Annotated in this window: 22 protein-coding genes; 10 read left to right on the plus strand and 12 right to left on the minus strand. The window is 74.1% G+C overall.

The window, feature by feature from the left end; genetic code table 11:
• The first annotated feature begins 37 nt into the window (after positions 1 to 37).
• Genes O2W20_RS12535 through O2W20_RS12545 form a run of 3 tightly spaced genes read left to right on the plus strand, consistent with a single transcriptional unit; the run spans position 38 to position 1,495 of the window.
• Positions 38 to 211, plus strand: a complete 174-nt coding sequence (locus O2W20_RS12535) for a hypothetical protein (RefSeq protein WP_269159666.1) — start codon at positions 38 to 40, stop codon at positions 209 to 211.
• A 7-nt stretch (positions 212 to 218) separates the two neighbouring features.
• Positions 219 to 686 carry a RidA family protein gene (locus O2W20_RS12540; protein ID WP_269172291.1) on the plus strand — a complete coding sequence of 156 codons (468 nt, stop codon included), beginning with the start codon at positions 219 to 221 and terminating at the stop codon, positions 684 to 686.
• On the plus strand, positions 683 to 1,495 hold the full coding sequence (locus O2W20_RS12545) for an NUDIX hydrolase (RefSeq protein ID WP_269172290.1): 813 nt from the start codon (positions 683 to 685) through the stop codon (positions 1,493 to 1,495). Before O2W20_RS12540 ends, O2W20_RS12545 begins: the two co-directional genes overlap by 4 nt.
• Before the next feature lie 296 nt (positions 1,496 to 1,791).
• Here the strand turns inward: O2W20_RS12545 and O2W20_RS12550 are convergent, their stop codons facing one another.
• Together O2W20_RS12550 and O2W20_RS12555 are read right to left on the minus strand one after the other, a co-directional pair.
• The gene (locus O2W20_RS12550) at positions 1,792 to 2,490 is read right to left on the minus strand and encodes a Crp/Fnr family transcriptional regulator (protein WP_269159669.1); all 699 of its coding nucleotides are present in this window, start codon (positions 2,488 to 2,490) and stop codon (positions 1,792 to 1,794) included.
• A 140-nt stretch (positions 2,491 to 2,630) separates the two neighbouring features.
• A complete protein-coding gene (locus O2W20_RS12555) occupies positions 2,631 to 2,924 on the minus strand; it encodes a hypothetical protein (RefSeq protein ID WP_269172289.1) in 294 nt (97 codons plus the stop codon).
• Between the two features lie 156 nt (positions 2,925 to 3,080).
• Between O2W20_RS12555 and nth the strand changes: the two genes are divergently transcribed.
• From nth to O2W20_RS12580, 5 genes are read left to right on the plus strand one after another with little or no spacing between them, the layout of a single operon-like run.
• The gene (nth, locus tag O2W20_RS12560; protein WP_269159671.1) at positions 3,081 to 3,893 is read left to right on the plus strand and encodes an endonuclease III; all 813 of its coding nucleotides are present in this window, start codon (positions 3,081 to 3,083) and stop codon (positions 3,891 to 3,893) included.
• Positions 3,890 to 4,486: a TlpA family protein disulfide reductase gene (locus O2W20_RS12565; RefSeq protein WP_269172288.1), complete on the plus strand. Its 597-nt coding sequence runs from the start codon at positions 3,890 to 3,892 to the stop codon at positions 4,484 to 4,486. The genes nth and O2W20_RS12565 overlap by 4 nt, the downstream gene beginning before the upstream one ends.
• Positions 4,483 to 5,247, plus strand: a complete 765-nt coding sequence (locus tag O2W20_RS12570; RefSeq protein ID WP_269172287.1) for an NUDIX hydrolase — start codon at positions 4,483 to 4,485, stop codon at positions 5,245 to 5,247. Before O2W20_RS12565 ends, O2W20_RS12570 begins: the two co-directional genes overlap by 4 nt.
• On the plus strand, positions 5,244 to 5,732 hold the full coding sequence (locus tag O2W20_RS12575; protein WP_269172286.1) for a plastocyanin/azurin family copper-binding protein: 489 nt from the start codon (positions 5,244 to 5,246) through the stop codon (positions 5,730 to 5,732). Before O2W20_RS12570 ends, O2W20_RS12575 begins: the two co-directional genes overlap by 4 nt.
• A gap of 47 nt (positions 5,733 to 5,779) precedes the next feature.
• Positions 5,780 to 6,961 carry a MarP family serine protease gene (locus O2W20_RS12580; RefSeq protein ID WP_269172285.1) on the plus strand — a complete coding sequence of 394 codons (1,182 nt, stop codon included), beginning with the start codon at positions 5,780 to 5,782 and terminating at the stop codon, positions 6,959 to 6,961.
• Positions 6,962 to 6,988: 27 nt separating this feature from the next.
• On the opposite strand, the gene O2W20_RS12585 is transcribed toward O2W20_RS12580, so the two are convergent.
• From O2W20_RS12585 to acs, 4 genes are all read right to left on the minus strand, one after another.
• The gene (locus O2W20_RS12585; protein WP_269172284.1) at positions 6,989 to 7,912 is read right to left on the minus strand and encodes an alpha/beta fold hydrolase; all 924 of its coding nucleotides are present in this window, start codon (positions 7,910 to 7,912) and stop codon (positions 6,989 to 6,991) included.
• 71 nt (positions 7,913 to 7,983) lie between these two features.
• Positions 7,984 to 8,514 (minus strand): phage holin family protein, encoded by a 531-nt coding sequence (locus O2W20_RS12590; RefSeq protein ID WP_269159677.1) that lies wholly within the window; start codon positions 8,512 to 8,514, stop codon positions 7,984 to 7,986.
• Positions 8,515 to 8,632: 118 nt separating this feature from the next.
• Positions 8,633 to 9,373, minus strand: a complete 741-nt coding sequence (locus O2W20_RS12595; protein WP_269172283.1) for a helix-turn-helix domain-containing protein — start codon at positions 9,371 to 9,373, stop codon at positions 8,633 to 8,635.
• A gap of 260 nt (positions 9,374 to 9,633) precedes the next feature.
• On the minus strand, positions 9,634 to 11,601 hold the full coding sequence (acs, locus tag O2W20_RS12600; RefSeq protein ID WP_269172282.1) for an acetate--CoA ligase: 1,968 nt from the start codon (positions 11,599 to 11,601) through the stop codon (positions 9,634 to 9,636).
• Between the two features lie 128 nt (positions 11,602 to 11,729).
• On the opposite strand from acs, the gene O2W20_RS12605 reads away from it, so the two are divergent.
• The gene (locus O2W20_RS12605; RefSeq protein WP_269172281.1) at positions 11,730 to 12,455 is read left to right on the plus strand and encodes a (2Fe-2S)-binding protein; all 726 of its coding nucleotides are present in this window, start codon (positions 11,730 to 11,732) and stop codon (positions 12,453 to 12,455) included.
• 40 nt (positions 12,456 to 12,495) lie between these two features.
• Here O2W20_RS12605 and O2W20_RS12610 read toward each other — a convergent pair whose 3' ends face one another.
• Both O2W20_RS12610 and O2W20_RS12615 read right to left on the minus strand, forming a co-directional pair.
• Positions 12,496 to 13,827, minus strand: a complete 1,332-nt coding sequence (locus tag O2W20_RS12610; RefSeq protein ID WP_269172280.1) for an esterase — start codon at positions 13,825 to 13,827, stop codon at positions 12,496 to 12,498.
• 59 nt (positions 13,828 to 13,886) lie between these two features.
• Entirely contained in the window at positions 13,887 to 14,435 is a 549-nt protein-coding gene (locus O2W20_RS12615) for a CGNR zinc finger domain-containing protein (protein WP_269172279.1), read from the minus strand.
• A gap of 78 nt (positions 14,436 to 14,513) precedes the next feature.
• On the opposite strand from O2W20_RS12615, the gene O2W20_RS12620 reads away from it, so the two are divergent.
• Positions 14,514 to 15,524, plus strand: a complete 1,011-nt coding sequence (locus O2W20_RS12620) for an EamA family transporter (protein ID WP_269172278.1) — start codon at positions 14,514 to 14,516, stop codon at positions 15,522 to 15,524.
• A gap of 19 nt (positions 15,525 to 15,543) precedes the next feature.
• Here the strand turns inward: O2W20_RS12620 and O2W20_RS12625 are convergent, their stop codons facing one another.
• From O2W20_RS12625 to O2W20_RS12640, 4 genes are all read right to left on the minus strand, one after another.
• The gene (locus O2W20_RS12625) at positions 15,544 to 15,798 is read right to left on the minus strand and encodes a helix-turn-helix transcriptional regulator (protein ID WP_269172277.1); all 255 of its coding nucleotides are present in this window, start codon (positions 15,796 to 15,798) and stop codon (positions 15,544 to 15,546) included.
• 4 nt (positions 15,799 to 15,802) lie between these two features.
• The gene (locus tag O2W20_RS12630) at positions 15,803 to 16,657 is read right to left on the minus strand and encodes an ABC transporter permease (RefSeq protein WP_269172276.1); all 855 of its coding nucleotides are present in this window, start codon (positions 16,655 to 16,657) and stop codon (positions 15,803 to 15,805) included.
• Positions 16,654 to 17,619 (minus strand): ABC transporter ATP-binding protein, encoded by a 966-nt coding sequence (locus O2W20_RS12635; protein WP_269172275.1) that lies wholly within the window; start codon positions 17,617 to 17,619, stop codon positions 16,654 to 16,656. The genes O2W20_RS12630 and O2W20_RS12635 overlap by 4 nt, the downstream gene beginning before the upstream one ends.
• Positions 17,620 to 17,712: 93 nt before the next feature.
• Positions 17,713 to 18,582, minus strand: a complete 870-nt coding sequence (locus tag O2W20_RS12640) for an alpha/beta fold hydrolase (RefSeq protein WP_269172274.1) — start codon at positions 18,580 to 18,582, stop codon at positions 17,713 to 17,715.

The raw sequence follows: 18,582 nt of genomic DNA on the forward strand, positions 1-18,582 counted from the left end.
CGCTCCCGGCGCGCCCCGGCTGCGCTAGCGTCGCGGCATGAGTGATTCGGCCCGTCGGACCTGGGAGTACGCGACCATCCCGCTGCTCACCCACAACACCAAGGCGATCCTGGACTCCTGGGGCGTCGACGGCTGGGAGCTGGTGACCGTCGTCCCCGGCCCCGGTGGCGGCGACCAGCTGGTGGCCTACCTCAAGCGCCCGACCAGCTGAGGCCACGATGACCACGCCCGTCTCCTGGCACGCCCGGCTCGCCGAGCTCGGCGTCCGGCTGCCCCCGGTGGCCGCCCCGGTCGCCGCCTACGTGCCGGCCATCCGCACCGGCCAGCTTGTCTTCACCTCCGGCCAGCTGCCCTTCGTCGACGGCGGGCTGCGCCGCACCGGCAAGGTCGGCGGCGCGGTCGACATCGAGGACGCCGCGGGCGACGCCAAGGTGTGCGCGCTCAACGCGCTGGCCGCGATCGACGACCTGGTCGGCCTGGACTCCGTGGCCCGGATCGTGCGGGTCGTCGGGTACGTTGCCAGCGCCGAGGGCTTCTCCGCCCAGCCGCGGGTCGTCAACGGCGCCAGCGAGTTCCTCGGCCGCGTCTTCGGCGAGGCCGGGCGGCACGCCCGCAGCGCCGTCGGCGTCGCCGAGCTCCCGATGAACGCCCCCGTCGAGGTCGAGCTCACCGTCGAGCTGAGGTGAACGGGCCGGCGCCGATCCGGCAGGCGGCGACGGTGTTGTTGCTCCGGGACGGCGCCGCGGGGCTGGAGGTGTACCTGCTCCGGCGGACCCGGGGGATGCCGTTCGCCGGGGGGATGACCGCCTATCCCGGTGGCGGGGTCGACGACCGGGACGGTGACACCGAGCTCGCCTGGGTGGGGCCGCCGCCGGCGCACTGGGCGAGCGCCTTCGGCTGCGACGAGCGCCTGGCCCGGGAGCTGGTGTGCGCCGCCGTCCGGGAGACGTTCGAGGAGGCCGGCGTCCTGCTGGCCGGCCCGGCGGACGGCTCCGGGGTCGTGGTGCCCGACGTCTCCGGCGACGACTGGGAGGCGGAGCGGCAGGCCCTCATGGCCCACGAGCTCTCGCTGGCCGAGCTGCTGGCCGGCCGCGGACTGGCGCTGCGGGCCGACCTGCTGCGGCCCTTCGCGCACTGGATCACCCCGCCCCCGGAACGACGGCGCTACGACACCAAGTTCTTCGCCGCGCTGCTGCCCGTCGGCCAGGAGGCGCGCGACGTCTCCGGTGAGGCGGACGAGGCGGTCTGGACGACGCCGGCCGCCGCGCTCGCCGAGCACGCGGCCGGGACCCGGCCGATGCTGCCGCCCACGATCCACACGCTGGGCCAGCTGGCGGCGTTCGCCGACTCCGCGGCGACGCTCGCCGGCTCGCCACCGGCGCCGCTCGAGCCGATCAGCCCCACGTTCGAACAGGGGCCGGGCGGCAACTACGCGGTGCTGCCCGACGGCACCCGGATCCGGATGGTCGCGCGGCTGGGCACATCGCGACCCTGACGGGCCGCACCGCGGCCAGGAGCCGGGGCCGGTTGCGCTGAGCCGTTGGCCGTGTCCCGGCGAGGGACCCTCCGGGCCCCGTCCCCGGGCCACCCCTCGCTTCGCTCGGGTCTCGTACCGCGGCCAGGTGCCTGGTCCGGCCGGTTGGGGCCGTTGGCCCGTGTCCCGGTGAGGGACCCTGCGGGCCCCGTCCCCGGGCCACCCCTCGCGGTGCTCGGGTGCGTACCGGTGGTCGCGCGAAACGCGCGAGGGCCCTTCCCGGTGAACCGGGAAGGGCCCTCGTCAGTGCTGTGGGGTCAGCGGGCGCGGCGGCGGAGGCGTTCCTCGTCGAGGACGACGACCGACTTGCCCTGCAGCTGGATCCAGCCGCGGTGCACGAAGTCGGCCAGCGCCTTGTTCACCGTCTCGCGGGAGGCGCCCACCAGCTGGGCCAGCTCCTCCTGGGTCAGGTCGTGCTTGACGCGGAGGCCGTCGGTCTCCCGGCTGCCGAAGCGGTCGGCCATCTGCAGCAGCGCCTTGGCCACGCGGCCGGGGACGTCGGTGAAGATGAGGTCGGCGACCGAGTCGTTGGTGCGCCGCAGCCGCCGGGCCAGCACCCGCAGGAGCTGCTCGCCGATCTCCGGGTGCGCGGTGATCCACGGCCGCAGCATGGTGTTCGGCATCTTGGCCAGGCGCACGTCGGTGACGGCGGTGGCCGTCGCGGTGCGCGGCCCCGGGTCGAACACCGAGAGCTCACCGAACTGGTCGGAGGGGCCCATCACGGCCAGCACGTTCTCCCGGCCGTCCGGTGCCCGGCGGGAGATCTTCACCTTGCCGGACAGGACGACGTAGAGGCTGTCGCCCGACTCGCCCTCGTTGAAGACGACCCGGCCGCGGGGCAGCACCACCGTCTCCAGTGCGCTCGCCACCGGCTCGGCGGCATCTTCCGACAGCCCCTGGAAGAGACCGGACTGGGCAAGGACCTCGTCCACGTGCACCTCTCGCAACGTCCTCACGGGTGCGATGGCGACCCGCGTTACTCGGAGAGTCTAGGGCCTGTGGCCCGCCTCACCAGTGCACTCCGTCACGAGCCTGCCCACTCTGAGTGGCAGCGGGCGGCCGCAGCTCCGGGACGTGCAGGTCGGACGCCCGAAACTCAGTCCTCGTCGACCGGGTCGACGTCGGCGTCTGCCAGCGGGTGGGCCCGCTCGGTCAGGACCGGACGGGGGGCGCTGCGGGCCCGGCCGCGGCGGCGCGCCCGCCAGCGGCTCATCGCCCGGCGGATGCCCGAGTTGGCCAGCGTGCCCACCTCGCCCGGGGTGGCCGAGCCGAGGAAGTCCTCGACCTCCCGCTGCGAGGTCGGGCGCCGCAGTGGCTCCTCGACCCGCTCCATGACCAGCAGGAACGCGATCAGCAGGGGAGGGAACAAGATGACGATGAGGGCGACCACGAGCACCTCCTCGGGAGGACGACCCCCCGGCGGGGGCGTCGGGCGGGGACCAGGTCGTCGAGCGGCCGTGGGGCGTCCCCGGCCACCGACCGGGTCTGCACCACCACCGAGTATGACGGGCGGTGGCTGTCAGCGGAGACGCCTACCCTCACTCGCGTGTCCCGGCCCGCCACCTCACCCGACGCCCCGCCGGCCTACACGCGGCCGGCGCGCGCCCCCCGCCCCGGACGCGCCGCCCGGTTGGGCGTGTCCCCGTTCGACCCGGAGGAGAGCCCGCTGGCCCGCACTCGCCGGGCCCGGCGGATGGCCCGCGAGCTGACGGTCATCCATCCCGATGCGCACTGCGAGCTGGACTTCACCACGCCGCTGGAGCTGCTGGTCGCCACGGTCCTGTCGGCGCAGACCACCGACAAGACGGTCAACAAGGTCACCCCGGTGCTGTTCGCCCGGTACCCCGATGCCGCGGCCTACGCCGGGGCGGACCGGGCCGAGCTCGAGGAGGTCCTGAAGCCCACCGGCTTCTTCCGGGCCAAGGCCAACTCGGTGATCGGCCTGGGGCAGGCGCTGGTCGAGCGGTTCGACGGTGAGGTGCCCGGCCGGCTGGCCGACCTGGTGACCCTGCCCGGGGTCGGCCGGAAGACCGCCAACGTCGTCCTCGGCAACGCCTTCGGGGTGCCGGGTCTGACCGTCGACACCCACTTCGGCCGGCTGGTCCGCCGGTTCGGCTGGACGGCGGAGGAGGACCCGGTCAAGGTCGAGGCCGAGATCGCGGAGGTGATCCCCAAGAAGGAGTGGACGATGTTCTCCCACCGGGTGATCTTCCACGGCCGGCGCGTCTGCCACGCCAAGAAGCCCGCCTGCGGTGCGTGTGGTCTGGCGGCCTGGTGCCCGTCCTACGGGATCGGTCCGCTCGACCCCGAGGTCGCGGCCAAGCTGGTCAAGTCCCCGGCCGCCTCGGACACCGAGTGAGCCGGGCACTGCGCGCCCTCGGCGCCCTCGGCCTGCTGGCGGGCGTGCTGACCGGGTGCTCGTCGGAGGACGCCGCACCTGAGCCGACCGTCGCCTCACCGGCGGGCAGCGACGTGGGCTCGGTGGAGACCGACCTCGAACCCTGTCCGGAGCAGGCCGACGTCCCGGCCGCGGACAGCGACCTGCCGGCGACCGTCTTCGACTGCTTCGGCGGCGGCACCCTGGACCTCAGCCGCGCCCCGGGGGTGCCCACGGTGCTGAACCTGTGGGCCAGCTGGTGCGGCCCCTGCCGGGAGGAGCTGCCGCTGGTGCAGCAGCTCGCCGACGCCGCCGGTGACCAGGTGCGGGTGCTGGGCGTGGTCTCCGTGGACCGGGTGCCCGCAGCGGCCTCCTTCGCCGACGACGCCGGGGTGACCTTCCCCAGCGCGTTCGACGCCGACGGTGAGGTGATGGCCGGGATGGGGGTCAACAACCTCCCGTACACCCTCTTCCTGGCCGCCGACGGGTCGGTCGCGTACGTCCAGGTCGGCCCGGTGCACTCCCTGGAGGAGTTCGAGGGGCTCGTGGCCGAGCACCTCGGGGTGCAGCTGTGACGGTCTCCGCGGCAGACCTCGAGGAGCTCCCCGAGCACCTGCAGCGACTGGTGGCCAACGCCGGGCAGCTGCCGCTGTGGCACCGGCACGGCCAGCCCTCAGACAGCGCGCGACGCTCGGCGGTGCTCATCCTCTTCGGTGAGGGCCCGGCCGGGCCCGACGTGCTGCTGATCGAGAAGTCGGCGCACCTGCGCAGTCACGCCGGGCAGCCGGCCTTCCCGGGCGGCGGCGCCGACCCGGGCGAGGACTACCCGGTGGGGACGGCGCTCCGTGAGGCCCACGAGGAGGCCGGCGTCGACCCGGACGGGGTCCGGGTGCTGGCCACCCTGCCCGCGCTGTTCCTCGGCCCGTCGGACAACCTCGTCGTCCCGGTGCTCGGCTGGTGGGACGACCCCCGCGACGTGACCACCGGTGACCCCCGCGAGGTGGCGCGGGTGGCCCGGGTGCCGCTGAGCGACCTGGTCGACCCGGCCAACCGCTTCCGGGTGCGCCACCCAGCCGGGTACGTCGGCCCGGCGTTCGGGGTGGCCGACATGGTCGTCTGGGGCTTCACCGCAGCCCTGCTCGACGCGGTCCTCGAGGCCGCGGGGCTGGAGCAGCCGTGGGACGACGCTGACGTGCGTCCTCTCGCCGTCCCGCCCGTGCGCCCGGGGGACGTGCGGGACGAGCCGGTCGACTCCGACGTGGCGGACCGCGCCGCGCCGACGGTGGCCGAGGACGCCGGGCGGCCCGGCTCCGCGCGTACCGTTCCGGGGCGATGACCACGGCCCTCACCGGTGCCGGCGGCGGACGACGCCGCCGGCCTGCCCGCACGCTGCCCGGCCCGCTGCTGGCCCTCACCCTCGCCACCGCCCTGCTCGCGGGCTGCAGCTCCGAGCCGGCGCTCCCGGAGGTGGAGCGCACCGCCGGCGCCGAGGCCGGTGCGGTGCGCACCGCCTCCGACGGCGTCCAGGAGATCACCCTGGAGACCGGCGACGACTACGTCTTCACCCCGGACACCTTCACCGTGACCCCCGGCGAGGTGCGGCTCACCCTGCTCAACTCGGGGGAGCAGATGACGCACAACCTCCTGTTCACCGCGGGGGCGGGCCCGGCCGAGATCTCCGAGCAGATCCCGGTGCTCGGCCCGGGCCGGAGCGAGACGATCGAGTTCACCGTCACCGAGCCCGGCGAGCACCCCTTCGAGTGCAGCTTCCACGTGGCACTGGGGCAGGTCGGCACGATGACGGTGAGCTCCCCGGGATGACGGCGCGGGGAGCAGTCCGGCTCGCGATCGACCGGGGGTGCTGACCGGTGTCCCTGGTCGACCTGACGCTCATCGTGCTCGCGCTCGTCTTCGCGCTGTCGGGGTTCCGGCAGGGCCTGATCATCTCCGCCACCTCCTTCGTGGGGTTCTTCGGCGGGGCCGTCGTCGGCGCGCAGCTCTCCGGCCCGATCGCCGACGACCTGGCCAACTCCTCGGTGACCCGGGTGTTCATCGCCCTGGTCGTGGTGCTGGCCGGCGCGCTGATCGGCCAGCTGCTGGCGGGCCTGATCGGCCGGGCCGTGCGCAGGTGGATCACCTGGGAGCCGGCCAAGGTCGTCGACTCGGTGGCCGGGGCGGTGGTCTCGGCCATCGCCGTCCTGCTCGTGGCGTGGATGGTGGCGATCCCGCTGGCCAGTTCGCCGTTCCCCGGCGTGGCCGGTCAGGTGCGCCAGTCCTCGCTCGTCCAGGCCGTCGACCGCACCGTCCCCAACCAGGTGCGCACGCTCTACGACTCGCTGCGCGAGGCGATCGACCGGCAGGGCCTGCCCGACGTCCTGGACCCGCTGACGCCCACCCAGTCACGTGACGTGCCGGCGCCGGACCAAGCCCTGCTGGCCAGCCCGGTGGTCGAGCAGGTCCGGGGATCGGTCGTGCAGATCCGGGGGATCGCGGCGTCCTGCTCCCGGCAGATCGACGGCTCCGGCTTCGTCTTCGCCGACGACCGGGTGATGACCAACGCCCACGTGCTGGCCGGGGTCACCGAGCCGACGGTCATCGCCGAGGGCGAGGCCTACGACGCCGTCACGGTGTACGTCGACGAGGCCATCGACGTCGCCGTGCTGGCCGTGCCCGGGCTCCCGCAGGAGCCGCTGGCCTTCTCCGACGTCCCCGTCGACACCGGCGCCGACGCGATCGTCATGGGGTACCCCGGCGGCGGGCCCTTCTACGTCGGACCGGCCCGGGTGCGCGACCGCGGGGACATCAGCGGCCCGGACTTCCGGGCCACCCGCACCGTGCAGCGCGACGTCTACGCCCTCTACGGGCAGGTGCGAGCGGGCAACTCCGGCGGCCCGCTGCTGGCCCCCGACGGGTCGGTGCTCGGGGTGGTCTTCGCCTCGGCGATCGACGACCCCGACACCGGGTACGCGCTCACCGCCGCCGAGGTGTCCGAGGCCGTGACGATCGGCGGCGCCGCGGTCGGCGAGGTCGGCACCGGCGCCTGCGAGTGACGGGAGCCTCGTGGCCGTCCGGTCACGTCACCTGACCCAGGCGGCGATGGCGGCGGTGACCTCGTCGGGGGCCTCCTCGTGCGGGAAGTGCCCCACGCCGGGCAGCTCCCGCCACTCGTAGGCGCCGGCCACGTAGCGGCCGGACCCGCGGGCGGTCGAGGGCAGCACTGCCGTGTCCAGTGCCCCGTGCAGCTGCAGGGTGGGTGCGGTGACGGGCGCGGCCATCCGCCGGGCGAACCGCCACCCGTCCGGGCGCAGCTGCGAGCGACCGGCCCAGCGGTAGTACTCCATCGCCCCGTAGGCCGCCTGCGGGATGCGGCTGGCCGACCGGTAGCGGGTCACGGCCTCGGCGAAGTCGGCGGTGTGCACCCAGGACGGGCCGGCCCAGCGGCGCATCAGCTCGGCCACCGGGTCGTCGTCGGGCCGGGTCAGGCGCCGTTCCGGCAGCCGGGGGAGCTGGAAGGGCAGTGCGTAGGCCAGGGCCCGCCGCTGCCGGGGGTCGCCGACCGAGCTGCGCAGCCGCCGGGGGTGTGCCGCCGAGAGGACGACGAGACCGCGCACGCTCCGGGGGTGCAGCGCGGCCATCGTCCAGGCGACCAGGCCACCCCAGTCGGAGCCGACGACGACCGCCTCCTCCTCACCGAGCGCGCGGACCACCGCGGCGGCGTCGGCGGCGGCGGTCGGCAGGTCGTACCCGCGCGGCGGCTTGTCGCTGGCGCCGTAGCCGCGCAGGTCGGGGGCGACCACCCGGAACCCAGCGGCGGCCAGGCCGGTGAGCTGGGAACGCCAGGACCACCAGAACTCCGGGAAGCCGTGCAGCAACAGCACCAGCGGGCCGCTGCCGGCCTCGGCGGCGTGCAGCCGGACGCCGTTGGCCGAGACGTCCCGGTGCGCCCACGGGCCCGGGAGCAGGACGCTGGTGGCGTCGGGCCGCTCTTCGGGCACCGTCACGGCGGCCCCTGGTCGGGGCTCGTCCCCCCGCGCCCCGCGCCCGGTGAGCCGGCGGGCCCCGTCTCTCAGGTTCAGCGCAGGGGGGCGTGCGCGTCCTGGCGGACGACCTGGCCGTCCCGCACGGTCGGCAGGTCGTGGGTCCGCTTGCCGGGGGCTTCGCGACGCATGACGTCGGGGAGGTCCTGCAGCGTCTCGATGGTGCGCTCGGGCTTCTTGATCTTCTTGACCAGTCGCCAGCCGACCAGGCCGACGATCGCCGCGATCAGGACGAGCAGGCCGAACACGATGAGGAAGGCCGCCCACCGGGGGAGCCAGACGGCGAGCAGCTCGGCGAGGAAGAAGAAGAAGAAGAACCCGGCGAAGGCCAGCATCACGCCGGCTGCGGCGAAGGCGGCGGCGCCGGCCCCGCCGCGCTTGACCGACGTGCCGATCTCGGCCTTGGCCAGCTCGATCTCGCCGCGCACGAGGGTGGACACGTCGGCCATCGCGCTCTTGGCGAGGGTCCCGACCGAGGGCTCGGCGGGCCCGGTGGGACGACCCGCGAGCGGAGTCGCCCCGGCGGGACGACCCGCCGGCGGAGTCGTCGAGACGCTGTGGGCCACGGATGGCTCCTCCCTGGTCGGTGCCGATCGGACGACGCGGCACGTGCTGTCCGGGTGATCGTGCCGCATGCCGACGTTCATCGCTGTCCGGGGTCACCCGTGCGGGCCACGGCGCCGCTCAGGCGATGTCGCACCGGCACCGGCAGTCGTCGACGTGCGGGACCGCCCGTCGTCCCGCGGAGAGCTCCTCGTCACCGAAGAGGAGCTCGTCACACGCTGCCGGACAGCTGCAGGTCAGCACCGGGAGGCCGAGGGAGCGCTGCTCGGTGCCGCGGAGGACTCGTCGCTCCCGCTCCCGCTCCCGCTCCCGCTGCCGGGCGACGGCGGCGAGGCGCCGGGCGCGGACCCGGTCGTCCGGGCTGTCGCCGGGCTGGGGCAGCTGGTGGTCGGCAGGTGTGCCGGTGGCCTCTCGGAACCGGTCCCGCAACCGTCGCCCCCGGTCGAAGGTGTACCAGGGCGGGGTGCGGCTGTAGCGCTCCTCGCCGTGCCACCAGCCCTCGTCCCCGTGGCGGACGTCCAGATGAGCCGGGAAGAGACGGCCGCGACCGTCCCGGACGGCGTCGGGCGTCATGCCGGGCACCTCCCGGCCGGACGCATCGAGGAGCCCCAGCCGGAGCCCGGCCAGCGTTGCCGCCCGGGCCAGCACGCCGGCCGGCAGATCCCGGGCGCCGGTCTCGACCTGGGCGACCGTGGAGGCGGCGACGCCGAGCGCCCCCGCGAGCTCCCGTTGGGAGAGGTCGGCGGTGCGGCGGATGCGGCGCAGCAGCGATCCGAGGGGGAGGGGTGCGCCATCGGCCTGCACGCGCGTACCCGGCACGCCCGTACCCGGCACGGGCTCGCCGGGTACGTCGTCCGTCACCCGTCCGATGGTGCCGTCCAGGCGATGGCGACGCGGCGCAGACAGGCGCGCCTGTGGACGGGCCGGGGCCCGCTGGCCGGCGCCGAGCCCGACCGGGTGTCGTGCTGGCGGAGCTTGAGCTCTGCTCACTGGTGGTGAGCAGAGCACAAGCTCCGCCGATGCCCCTCGCAGCCCCGTCCGCCTGAGGCATGAGGGCGGGACCTGGCGCACCCGGGTCGCTGCGTCGATCCCGGTGGCCGTCGAACCTCGGGGGTGTCTCCTCAGTCCTCGCTGGGGGCGGCGGGGAGCTTGGAGCTGATCAGGTCCATCACCGAGGAGTCGGTGAGGGTGCTGACGTCGCCCAGCTCCCGGTTCTCCGCGATGTCCCGCAGCAACCGGCGCATGATCTTCCCCGAGCGGGTCTTGGGCAGCTCGGCGACGACCATGATCTGGCGTGGGCTGGCGATCGGCCCGATCTCCTTGCGGACGTGCTGGCGCAGCACCTTCACCAGGTCCTCGCCGGAGTCGACGGCGTCCCCGCGCAGGATCACGAACGCCACGATGCCCTGACCGGTGGTGGGGTCGGTGGCGCCGACGACCGCCGCCTCGGCCACCGTCGGGTGGCTGACCAGCGCGGACTCGACCTCGGTGGTGGAGATCCGGTGCCCGGAGACGTTCATGACGTCGTCGACCCGGCCGAGCAGCCAGATGTCGCCGTCGTCGTCCAGCTTGGCGCCGTCGCCGGCGAAGTAGACGCCCTGGCCGTACCGGCTCCAGTAGGTGTCCTTGTAGCGCTCGTCGTCGCCCCAGATCGTGCGCAGCATGGCTGGCCAGGGCTCGGTGAGCACCAGGTAGCCGGTGGCGCCGGGCTCGATCGGCTTGCCCTCCTCGTCGACCACGCTGGCCGCGATGCCCGGGAACGGGCGCTGGGCGGACCCGGGCTTCAGGGTGGTCGTGCCCGGCAGCGGCGTGATCATGTGGCCGCCGGTCTCGGTCTGCCACCAGGTGTCCACGATCGGGCAGCGGCTGCCACCGATGTTCTTGTGGTACCAGAGCCAGGCCTCGGGGTTGATCGGCTCACCGACCGAGCCGAGCAGCCGCAGCGAGGAGAGGTCGAAGCCGGCCGGGACGTCGTCGCCCCACTTCATGAACGTGCGGATCGTGGTCGGGGCGGTGTACAGGATCGTCACCCCGTACTGCTGCACGATCTCCCACCAGCGGCCCCGGTGCGGGGTCTCCGGGGTGCCCTCGTACATCACCGAGGTCGCCCGGTTGGCCAGCGGCCCGTAGACGATGTAGCTGTGGCCGGTGACCCAGCCGACGTCGGCCGCGGTCCAGAAGACGTCGGTGTCCGGCTTGAGGTCGAAGGTCGCCCAGTGGGTGTAGGAGACCTGGGTGAGGTAGCCGCCGGAGGTGTGCAGGATCCCCTTGGGCTTCGCCGTCGTGCCCGAGGTGTACATGATGTAGAGCGGGTGCTCGGCGTCGAAGGCCTGCGCCTCGTGCTCGGCAGACTGCCCGGCGACCAGGTCGTGCCACCAGACGTCGCGGCCCTCGGTCCACTCGACGTCGGTCTCGGTGCGCTTGACCACCAGCACGCTGCGCACGCCCTCGGTCTTGGTCAGCGCCTCGTCGACGTTCGGCTTCAGCGGGCTGGGTGCACCCCGCCGGTAGCCGCCGTCGGCGGTGATGACCACCTTGGCGTCGGCGTCGGTGATCCGGCTGGCGAGGGCGTCGGGGGAGAAGCCACCGAAGACCACCATGTGCACGGCGCCGATGCGGGCGCACGCCAGCATGGAGATCACCGCCTCCGGGATCATCGGCAGGTAGATCGCGACCCGGTCGCCGGCGTTCACGCCCAGCTCGGTGAGCGCGTTCGCCGTGCGGCACACCTCGTCCTTGAGGTCGGCGTAGGTCAGCGTGCGGGTGTCGCCGGGCTCACCGACCCAGTGGTAGGCCACCTGGTCGCCGTGGCCGGCCTCGACGTGCCGGTCGACGCAGTTCACCGCGACGTTGAGCTTCCCGCCGACGAACCACTTGGCGAACGGCGGGTTGCTCCAGTCCAGCGCCTGCTCCCAGGGCTGGGCCCAGTCCAGTCGCCGGGCGGCCTCCTCCCAGAAGCCGATCCGGTCGGCGGCAGCGCGCTCGTGGACGTCGGGGCCGGCGTTGGCGGCCGCGGCCAGCTCCGGCGGGGGCGGAAAGCCGCCCTCGGGCAGCTGGTCGGACAGGGCCTGATCAGTCGTCTCGCTCATGCGCACCTCCGTGGTCGGGCGCCGCCTGGACTCCGCGGCGCTACCTCAGTGCACAACCTATGGCCCCGGTCACCCTGTCGTCAGGTCAGTGCCGCACGCGGTCGGCACGAGATGGGCAGACTGGGCGGGTGAGCGACGACGGTGCCCAGGCGCTGGTGGTGTCCCGGCTGCCCGGGGCCGCCGCCCTCGGGCTGCTCTCCCCGCCGTCGGCGATCCCCGTCCCGGGGCCGCTGCTGGCCGACCCGGCGTGGACGGCGCAGCTGCTGACCACCCGCGCCGTCCGGCAGCGGACCGATGACCGGCGGGTGCTGGCCACCGTGTGGTGGTACTCGCTGTCCAGCGTGCTCCTCACCCCCGTGCTTGCCGGGCTGGTGACCGGGGTGGGGCTGTCGGCGCGGCTGGCGGACACCACGGTGCACGCGCTCGCCGGTGGGGTCCCGGTCGCGGCGACCACCCGCGGGGTCCGTGACCCGGACCTGGCTGGGGACCTGCGGACGACGATCGGGGCGGTCGTGGCCGTGGTGGCCGAGGCCGGCGGGACCCGGGAGCGGCCGCTGTGGGCGATCGCCACCGACTCGCTGGCCAACCGGCTGCTCGCGCTCGGCCGCGCGGTCGGCGACGTCACCGCGGTGACCGCGCTGGCCGGGCCCCTGGCCGCCGCGATCGGGGAGCCGTTGCCGGCGCCGCGCTACGTCGACGTCGGCCGGCCCGGCGGCGGCACGGCCCGCTTCACCCGGCGCGCCTCCTGCTGTCTGCTCTACCGGGTGCCGCACGAGGTGCTCTGCACCTCGTGCCCGCGCCGGGACCCCGGGGAGCGCCAGGTGCTGCTGGAGGACCTGGCCGAGCGGATGTGACCGGCACGGGGGCGCCGTGTGGCGCCCCCGTGCCGACCGATCAGCAGGCGCCGACGTCGTAGGCCCGCAGCGGCACCGTGAAGCGGCAGCCGTACTGGGGGTCGGCGACCACCGCGGCGTCGAGCACGTCGTCGCCGGCCGGCCGCACGCCGTCCTCGACCCAGGCGACGAGGTCGGTGAACGCCTGCTGGTACTCCTGCGCGCTGAAGTCGCAGTGCGCGACGGAGCGGATGGCCCGCTGCACGAGCAGGTCGCTGTTCCCCCGGGCCGCGGCGTCGCGGGCGTACTCCTGCTCCATGCTGAACGGCACGAACAGGTCGCCCAGGCCGTGCAGCGACAGCACGGGCACGTCGAAGCGCCCGTCGATGGTGGGCACTCCGGAGAGGCCGTTGCTGCCGCGGTCGGCCCGCACCCGCAGGATCTCCTCGTTGAGCGCCTGCTCCTCGGCCGTCAGCTGCGGGTCGCCGTCCAGCTGGTAGACCGTGTCCGCGTTGCCGCCGACGGCGCCACGCTCCTCGCCGAGGCCCGGGTAGACCGGGTAGACGGTGAACAGGAAGTCGGCGAAGGCGCTGAAGCCCAGCTCGAACAGCGGCCGGTCCCCGCCGGTCCGCTGCTCGGTCAGGGCGCGCAGGTCCTCGCCGGCCTCGGTGAGCACGTACGGGTAGGGAGTGCCCAGCTCGGCCTTCATCTCCGGCACGGTGGTGGTCAGGTAGTCGGCCGGCGCCGGGTAGACCGGCGGGGTGTCGGTGAGCGCCTGCGCGGCGGCGTTGTAGTCCAGGAACGTGTCGAACAGCCGCCGGTCGCCCATGACGCCGCAGGCCGGCAGCGCGCCGTCGTAGGCGTTCGGGTACTGCTCGATGCTCACCCCGGTGACGTGCCCGCCCATCGAGACCCCGGACAGGTAGGTGAGGTCGGCCTTGCCGACGGTCTTCTCGAAGTACTTCAGCAGCCGGTGGGTGCTCTTCACCCCGGAGACGACGTCGTACCCGTTCTCGGTGTAGCTGGAGGCGGCCCAGGCGTAGCCCTCGTCGACCAGGTGCTGCCGCAGGCCGTCGGGTGGGGAGTCGACGGTCAGGGTGGGGCCGGTGCCGCGGTACCCGTGCGCCCACATGACCAGGTCGCCGTTCCAGTCCGCCGGCACCTCGATCCGGTAGCCGGCGTCCTTCAGCACGCCCCAGGTGCGGGTGGTGGTGGTGCCCGGCAGCGCCTCGAACGGCAGCGCCGCCTCGTCGACGACGTACTCGACCTCGGGCGACTGCGGGTACTGGGGGGCGGGCTGGTGCTTCGGCTGGGCCGTGGCCGGGCCGGTGAACACGGTGCTGACCAGGGCGAGCGCCATCGGCGCGAGCAGCAGTCGGGTGGGGCGGTGCATGGGGTCCTCCGGGACGTCGTCGTTGACGGTGACCGGACGCTAGCGCCGCGTGTTGTGGATCACATGGGCGGGTCGGCCGCGCGGCGGGCCCGGTAGGCGGCCACGTGCTCACGGTTGGCGCACGTGCTGTCGCAGAACCGCCGGCTGGCGTTCTTGGTGAGGTCGACCAGGACGTCGTCGCAGCCGGAGGCGGCGCACCGGCGCAACCGGTCGAGAGCACCGGCGCGCACCACGTCGGCCACTGCCATGGCGGCCTCCACGCCCCACCGGTGGGCGACCGAGGCGTCCGGCTCGGTGGCGTGCACGTGGTAGCCCCAGTCGTCGTGCCGGACCAGCTGCGGCAGGGCGTTCCCCTCGCGCAGCAGCCGGTTGACGATCGCCACCACGCCGTCCTCGTCGGCGTCCCAGACCCGGGCCAGCACCGACCGCAGCTCGTGCACCGCGGCCAGCTCGGCGGCGTCGCCGGCCCGGCTGCCGGTGAACTGCCACTCGTCCAGGAACGCGGCCAACGCCGGGGGGGCGGGCAGTCGCTCCTCGCCGTCCCCGGTGGTGTTCACCAGCGCGGCGGCGCTGGCGAGCCCCACCTCGGTGTCATGGGCAAAGAGCATGTGACTCCTGTACTCCTCTGCTAGCGTCCGCTGTACAGGAGCGTACGTCGGTTGACTCCTGACGAGGAGGTGTCTGCCGTGCTCGACCGTCGGACCGGGCTGACCGGACTGCTGCTGGCCGTGGTCTCCGCGGCCGCGTTCGGCACCTCGGGGGTGTTCGCCAGCGCGCTGCTGGACGCCGGCTGGACCGCCGGCTCCGCCGTGACCGTGCGGGTCGGGGTGGCGTCGGTGGCGCTGGCCGTCCCGGCCCTGGTCCAGCTGCGGGGCAGGTGGTCGCTGCTGCGGGCCAACGCCGGCGCCGTCCTGGCCTTCGGCGCGCTGGCCGTCGCGCTGCCCCAGCTGGCCTACTTCTACGCCGTCTCGCGGTTGTCGGTGGGCGTGGCGCTGCTGCTGGAGTACTCCGGCGTGCTGCTCGTCGTGCTCTGGACCTGGGCGCGGCTCGGGCAGCGGCCGAGCCGCGTCACCGGCGCCGGGGTGGTGGTGGCCGTCGGCGGTCTGGTGCTGGTCCTCGACGTGCTCAGCGGCGCGCAGATCGACCCGCTGGGCGTGATGTGGGGGCTGATCGCAGCGGTGGGGCTGGCCTCCTACTTCGTCCTCTCCGCCCACTCCGACGACGCGCTGCCGCCGCTGGTCAGCGCCTGGGCCGGGCTCGGGGTGGGTGCCCTGGTGCTCGGGGCGGCGGCTCTCGTCGGCGTCCTCCCGTGGCGCACCACCGCCGTGGACGTCGAGCTGGCCGGCCGGTCGACCAGCTGGCTGGTGCCGGTGCTCGGCGTGGCGTTGGTGTCGGCGGCGCTCGCCTATGCCACCGGGATCGCCGCCGTCCGGCGGCTCGGCTCGCGGCTCAGCTCGTTCGTCGGTCTGAGCGAGGTGCTGTTCGCGGTGGTGGCGGCCTGGCTGGCGCTGGGGCAGCAGCCGAACTCCGTGCAGCTGGTCGGCGGGGTCGTCGTCCTGGTGGGGATCGTGCTGGTCCGGCTGGGGGAGGACCGCCCGCCGGCCGACACGGCCGACGTCGACCCGGTGCCCACCGGCGAGGAGCCCCCGGCGACGGCGTCCCGACCGCCGGCGCCGACGACGACGCCGCGGGTGTGAACCGTCGCCGGCCGTCCGCTCAGCCCGAGGAGGCGCGCTGCCCGTCTGCTGCGTCGCTGATCCGGGGGAAGGGGCGGGTGGAGAACACCGTCTCGACCGGCAGCTGGAAGAACTCGGCGATGCGCAACGCCAGGTTCAGGCTGGGGTTGTACTCGCCCCGCTCCAGGTAGCCGATCGTCTGGTAGTGCACGCCGAGGGCGTCGGCGAGCTCGCGCCGGCTGACCCCCTGCTCGGCCCGGAGCAGGGAGATCCGGTTGAAGACGCCCTCGTTCACCCGCTCACCGCACCCACTGCAGAGCCGTCTCCCGTGCCGCCTCGACCGTCGACCCCGATTGCCGCCGGGCCATCCGGCGCAGCACCCGCGGGGCGACCAGGAGACCGGCCACCGCCCAGGCGCCGAGGACCAGCAGCATCGGGCCGGTCCGCCAGGAGTCTCCCAGCTCGCCGACGACCGCCTCCGGGGGGAGGAAGGCCGAGCGCAGCCCGAGCCCGATCCAGTAGACCGGGAAGACCTGGGCGACGGCCTGCACCCAGCCCCACATCGCCTGGATCGGGACGAAGATGCCGGAGATGGCGGTGATCAGCAGGACCGGCAGCATCCCCCAGGTGCCCATCTTCTGGACGCCGGGCACCACCGAGCCCAGCACCATGCCCCACGGCATCGTGGCGAGCATGCCGAGCACGATCAGGCCGAGGACGGCGAGCCAGCTGCCCGCACCGCCGGGCATCACGCCGTCGAACAGGAGCAGGCTCGGGACGAGGACGACCAGCAGGCTGGGCAGCAGGGTCAGCGACTGCAGCGTCAGCTGCCCGGTGACGTAGCCCTCCATCCCGTGCGGCAGCGCCTTGTGCCGCAGCAGCGTGCCGTCCTCCCGCTCCATCGCCAGCGAGTAGCCCGGCCCGATCACGAGGCCGAAGGTGACCAGCCCGCCCAGGATGCTGGGCAGCGCGAACGTCGGGTAGAGCAGGCCGGTCTCGCCCACCTCGTTGTCCCGGTTGAACCACAGGACGGCGAGGGTGACCACGCCGATGAAGAGGTAGAAGCCCTGGTCCTGCGCGCTGCGCAGGCTCTGCACGAACTCCGTCCAGCCGCGGCGCAGGCCCTGGCGCACGGCCTGGCGGGAGGCGCTCACCGGGCCACCTCCGCCAGGTGCCGCTGCGGCCGGGACTCGAAGCGCTGGACCATCGCGATGTAGGTGTCCTCCAGGTCGGCCCGCCGCACCTCCAGGTCGGTGAGCTCGTCGCCGTGCTGTTCCAGCAACCGGCGCACGAAGGGGACGATCTCGTCGGTGGCGTGCACGAACTGCTCGCCGTCCCGGACCCACCGGACCTCGCTGCTGCCGGCCACCTGCCGGGTGAGCGCCGCCGCGCTGCCGTCGGCGACGATCCGCCCGTCGGTGAGGATGAGGATCCGGTCGGCCAGCCGTTCGGCCTCACCCAGGTCGTGGGTGGTGAGCAAGATCGAGGTGCCCTCGAGGTCGGAGAGCCGGTGCACCAGGTCGTGGAAGTCGCGGCGGGCCTGCGGGTCGAACCCGGCGGTCGGCTCGTCCAGGAACAGCAGCTCCGGCCGGCCGATCAGCCCGACGGCGACGTCCAGCCGTCGGCGGCGCCCACCGGAGAGAGTGGCGATCTTCCGGTCGGCCTCCTCGGTGAGCCCGACGGTGGCCAGCAGGTCCTCCACGTCCCAGGGGCGGGTGCGGTCGGGTGTGGACCAGGGTGTGTAGTAGCCACCCAGGTAACTGAGCAGCCGTCGCGGGGTCCATCGGGGATGGTCCCGCCAGGACTGCAGCACCACCCCGATCCGGGCTCGCCACGCGTCGTCGCCACGGGCCGGGTCGGCGCCCAGCACCTCGACCGTGCCGGCCGAGGGCAGCCGGAAGCCCTCCAGCACCTCGATCGTGGTGGTCTTCCCCGCGCCGTTGGGGCCCAGCAGGCAGACCACCTCGCCCTGCCGGACGTCGAAGTCGACCCCGCTCAGCACCTCGTGGGTGCCGTAGGCCATCCGCAGGCCCCGGACCCGGACGGCGGGCCGGGGGCCCGGCGGGCCCGGCTGGAGAGGCTCGGCGGAGTCGGGGAACGTGGGGACCGCGGCCATGGCGCACCACTCCTGGAGCAGGGAGGAGCTGACAGCCGAGATAGTAGGGCTGCTACATCCAGAGCACCAGTACTCTGCCCGCCTGCCGTCCCGTCAGCCGGCCCGGACGTGCCGCACCCAGCGGGCGATCTGCTCGGCGGTCTCCTCGGTGCGGGTCAGGGCCACCATGTGCCCGGCACCGGGCAGCTGGACGAGCTCACCGTCGGTGAGCTTCGGCATCAGCTCGTCGATCTCCTCCTGCGGCACCTCCGGGTCGTGCTCGCCGTGCACCACCAGGGTGGGCACGGTCAGCGCCGAGGCGTACTCGACGCCGTTGGTGCTGACGCTGGCCAGCGTGGTCCGGGCCAGCGGCACCCGCCGGCTGCCCATGAAGTCCTCCCGCACCTGGGCGACCGCGTCCTTCGGCGCACCCGGCTCGAAGGCGAACTTCCGCACCAGCCAGTCGGCCAGCGGCTCGAAGGGCCGCACCCGGTTCGCGACGACCGCCACCAGGCGCAGCGTCTTCAACCAGCTGCGACGCACGATCCGGCGGGCCATCGGCGGCAGCCCGTCGGCCGGGAACCCGGCGAACGTCACCCCCGAGCCACCCGACCCGGCGAACACCACGCCACCGATGCGGTCGAGCCCGAGGTCGCGGGCGTGCACGATGATGATGCCGCCGCCGAGGCTGCTGCCGACCACGACCGCCTTCTCACCGTCGGGCACCACCTCGGTGAGCACGGCGGCCAAGTCCTGGGCGTGCGCCTCCAGGCTGTAGTCGTCGGCGGGGGCGTTGCCGCTGCGACCGTGTCCCCGGAGGTCGTACCGGACCACCCGGTGGCGATCGGCGAGCAGCTCGGGCACCCGGCCCCAGGAGTCGGTGGTCATGCCCAGGCCGTTGACGAGCACGACGACCGGGCCGTCGGCCGGGCCCTGGGCCTGCAGGGTCAGGACGGTGGCATCGAAGGAGACGATGTAGGACAC

Origin of the sequence: Modestobacter sp. VKM Ac-2982 (assembly GCF_026967935.1) — a bacterium.
Classification (GTDB): domain Bacteria; phylum Actinomycetota; class Actinomycetes; order Mycobacteriales; family Geodermatophilaceae; genus Modestobacter.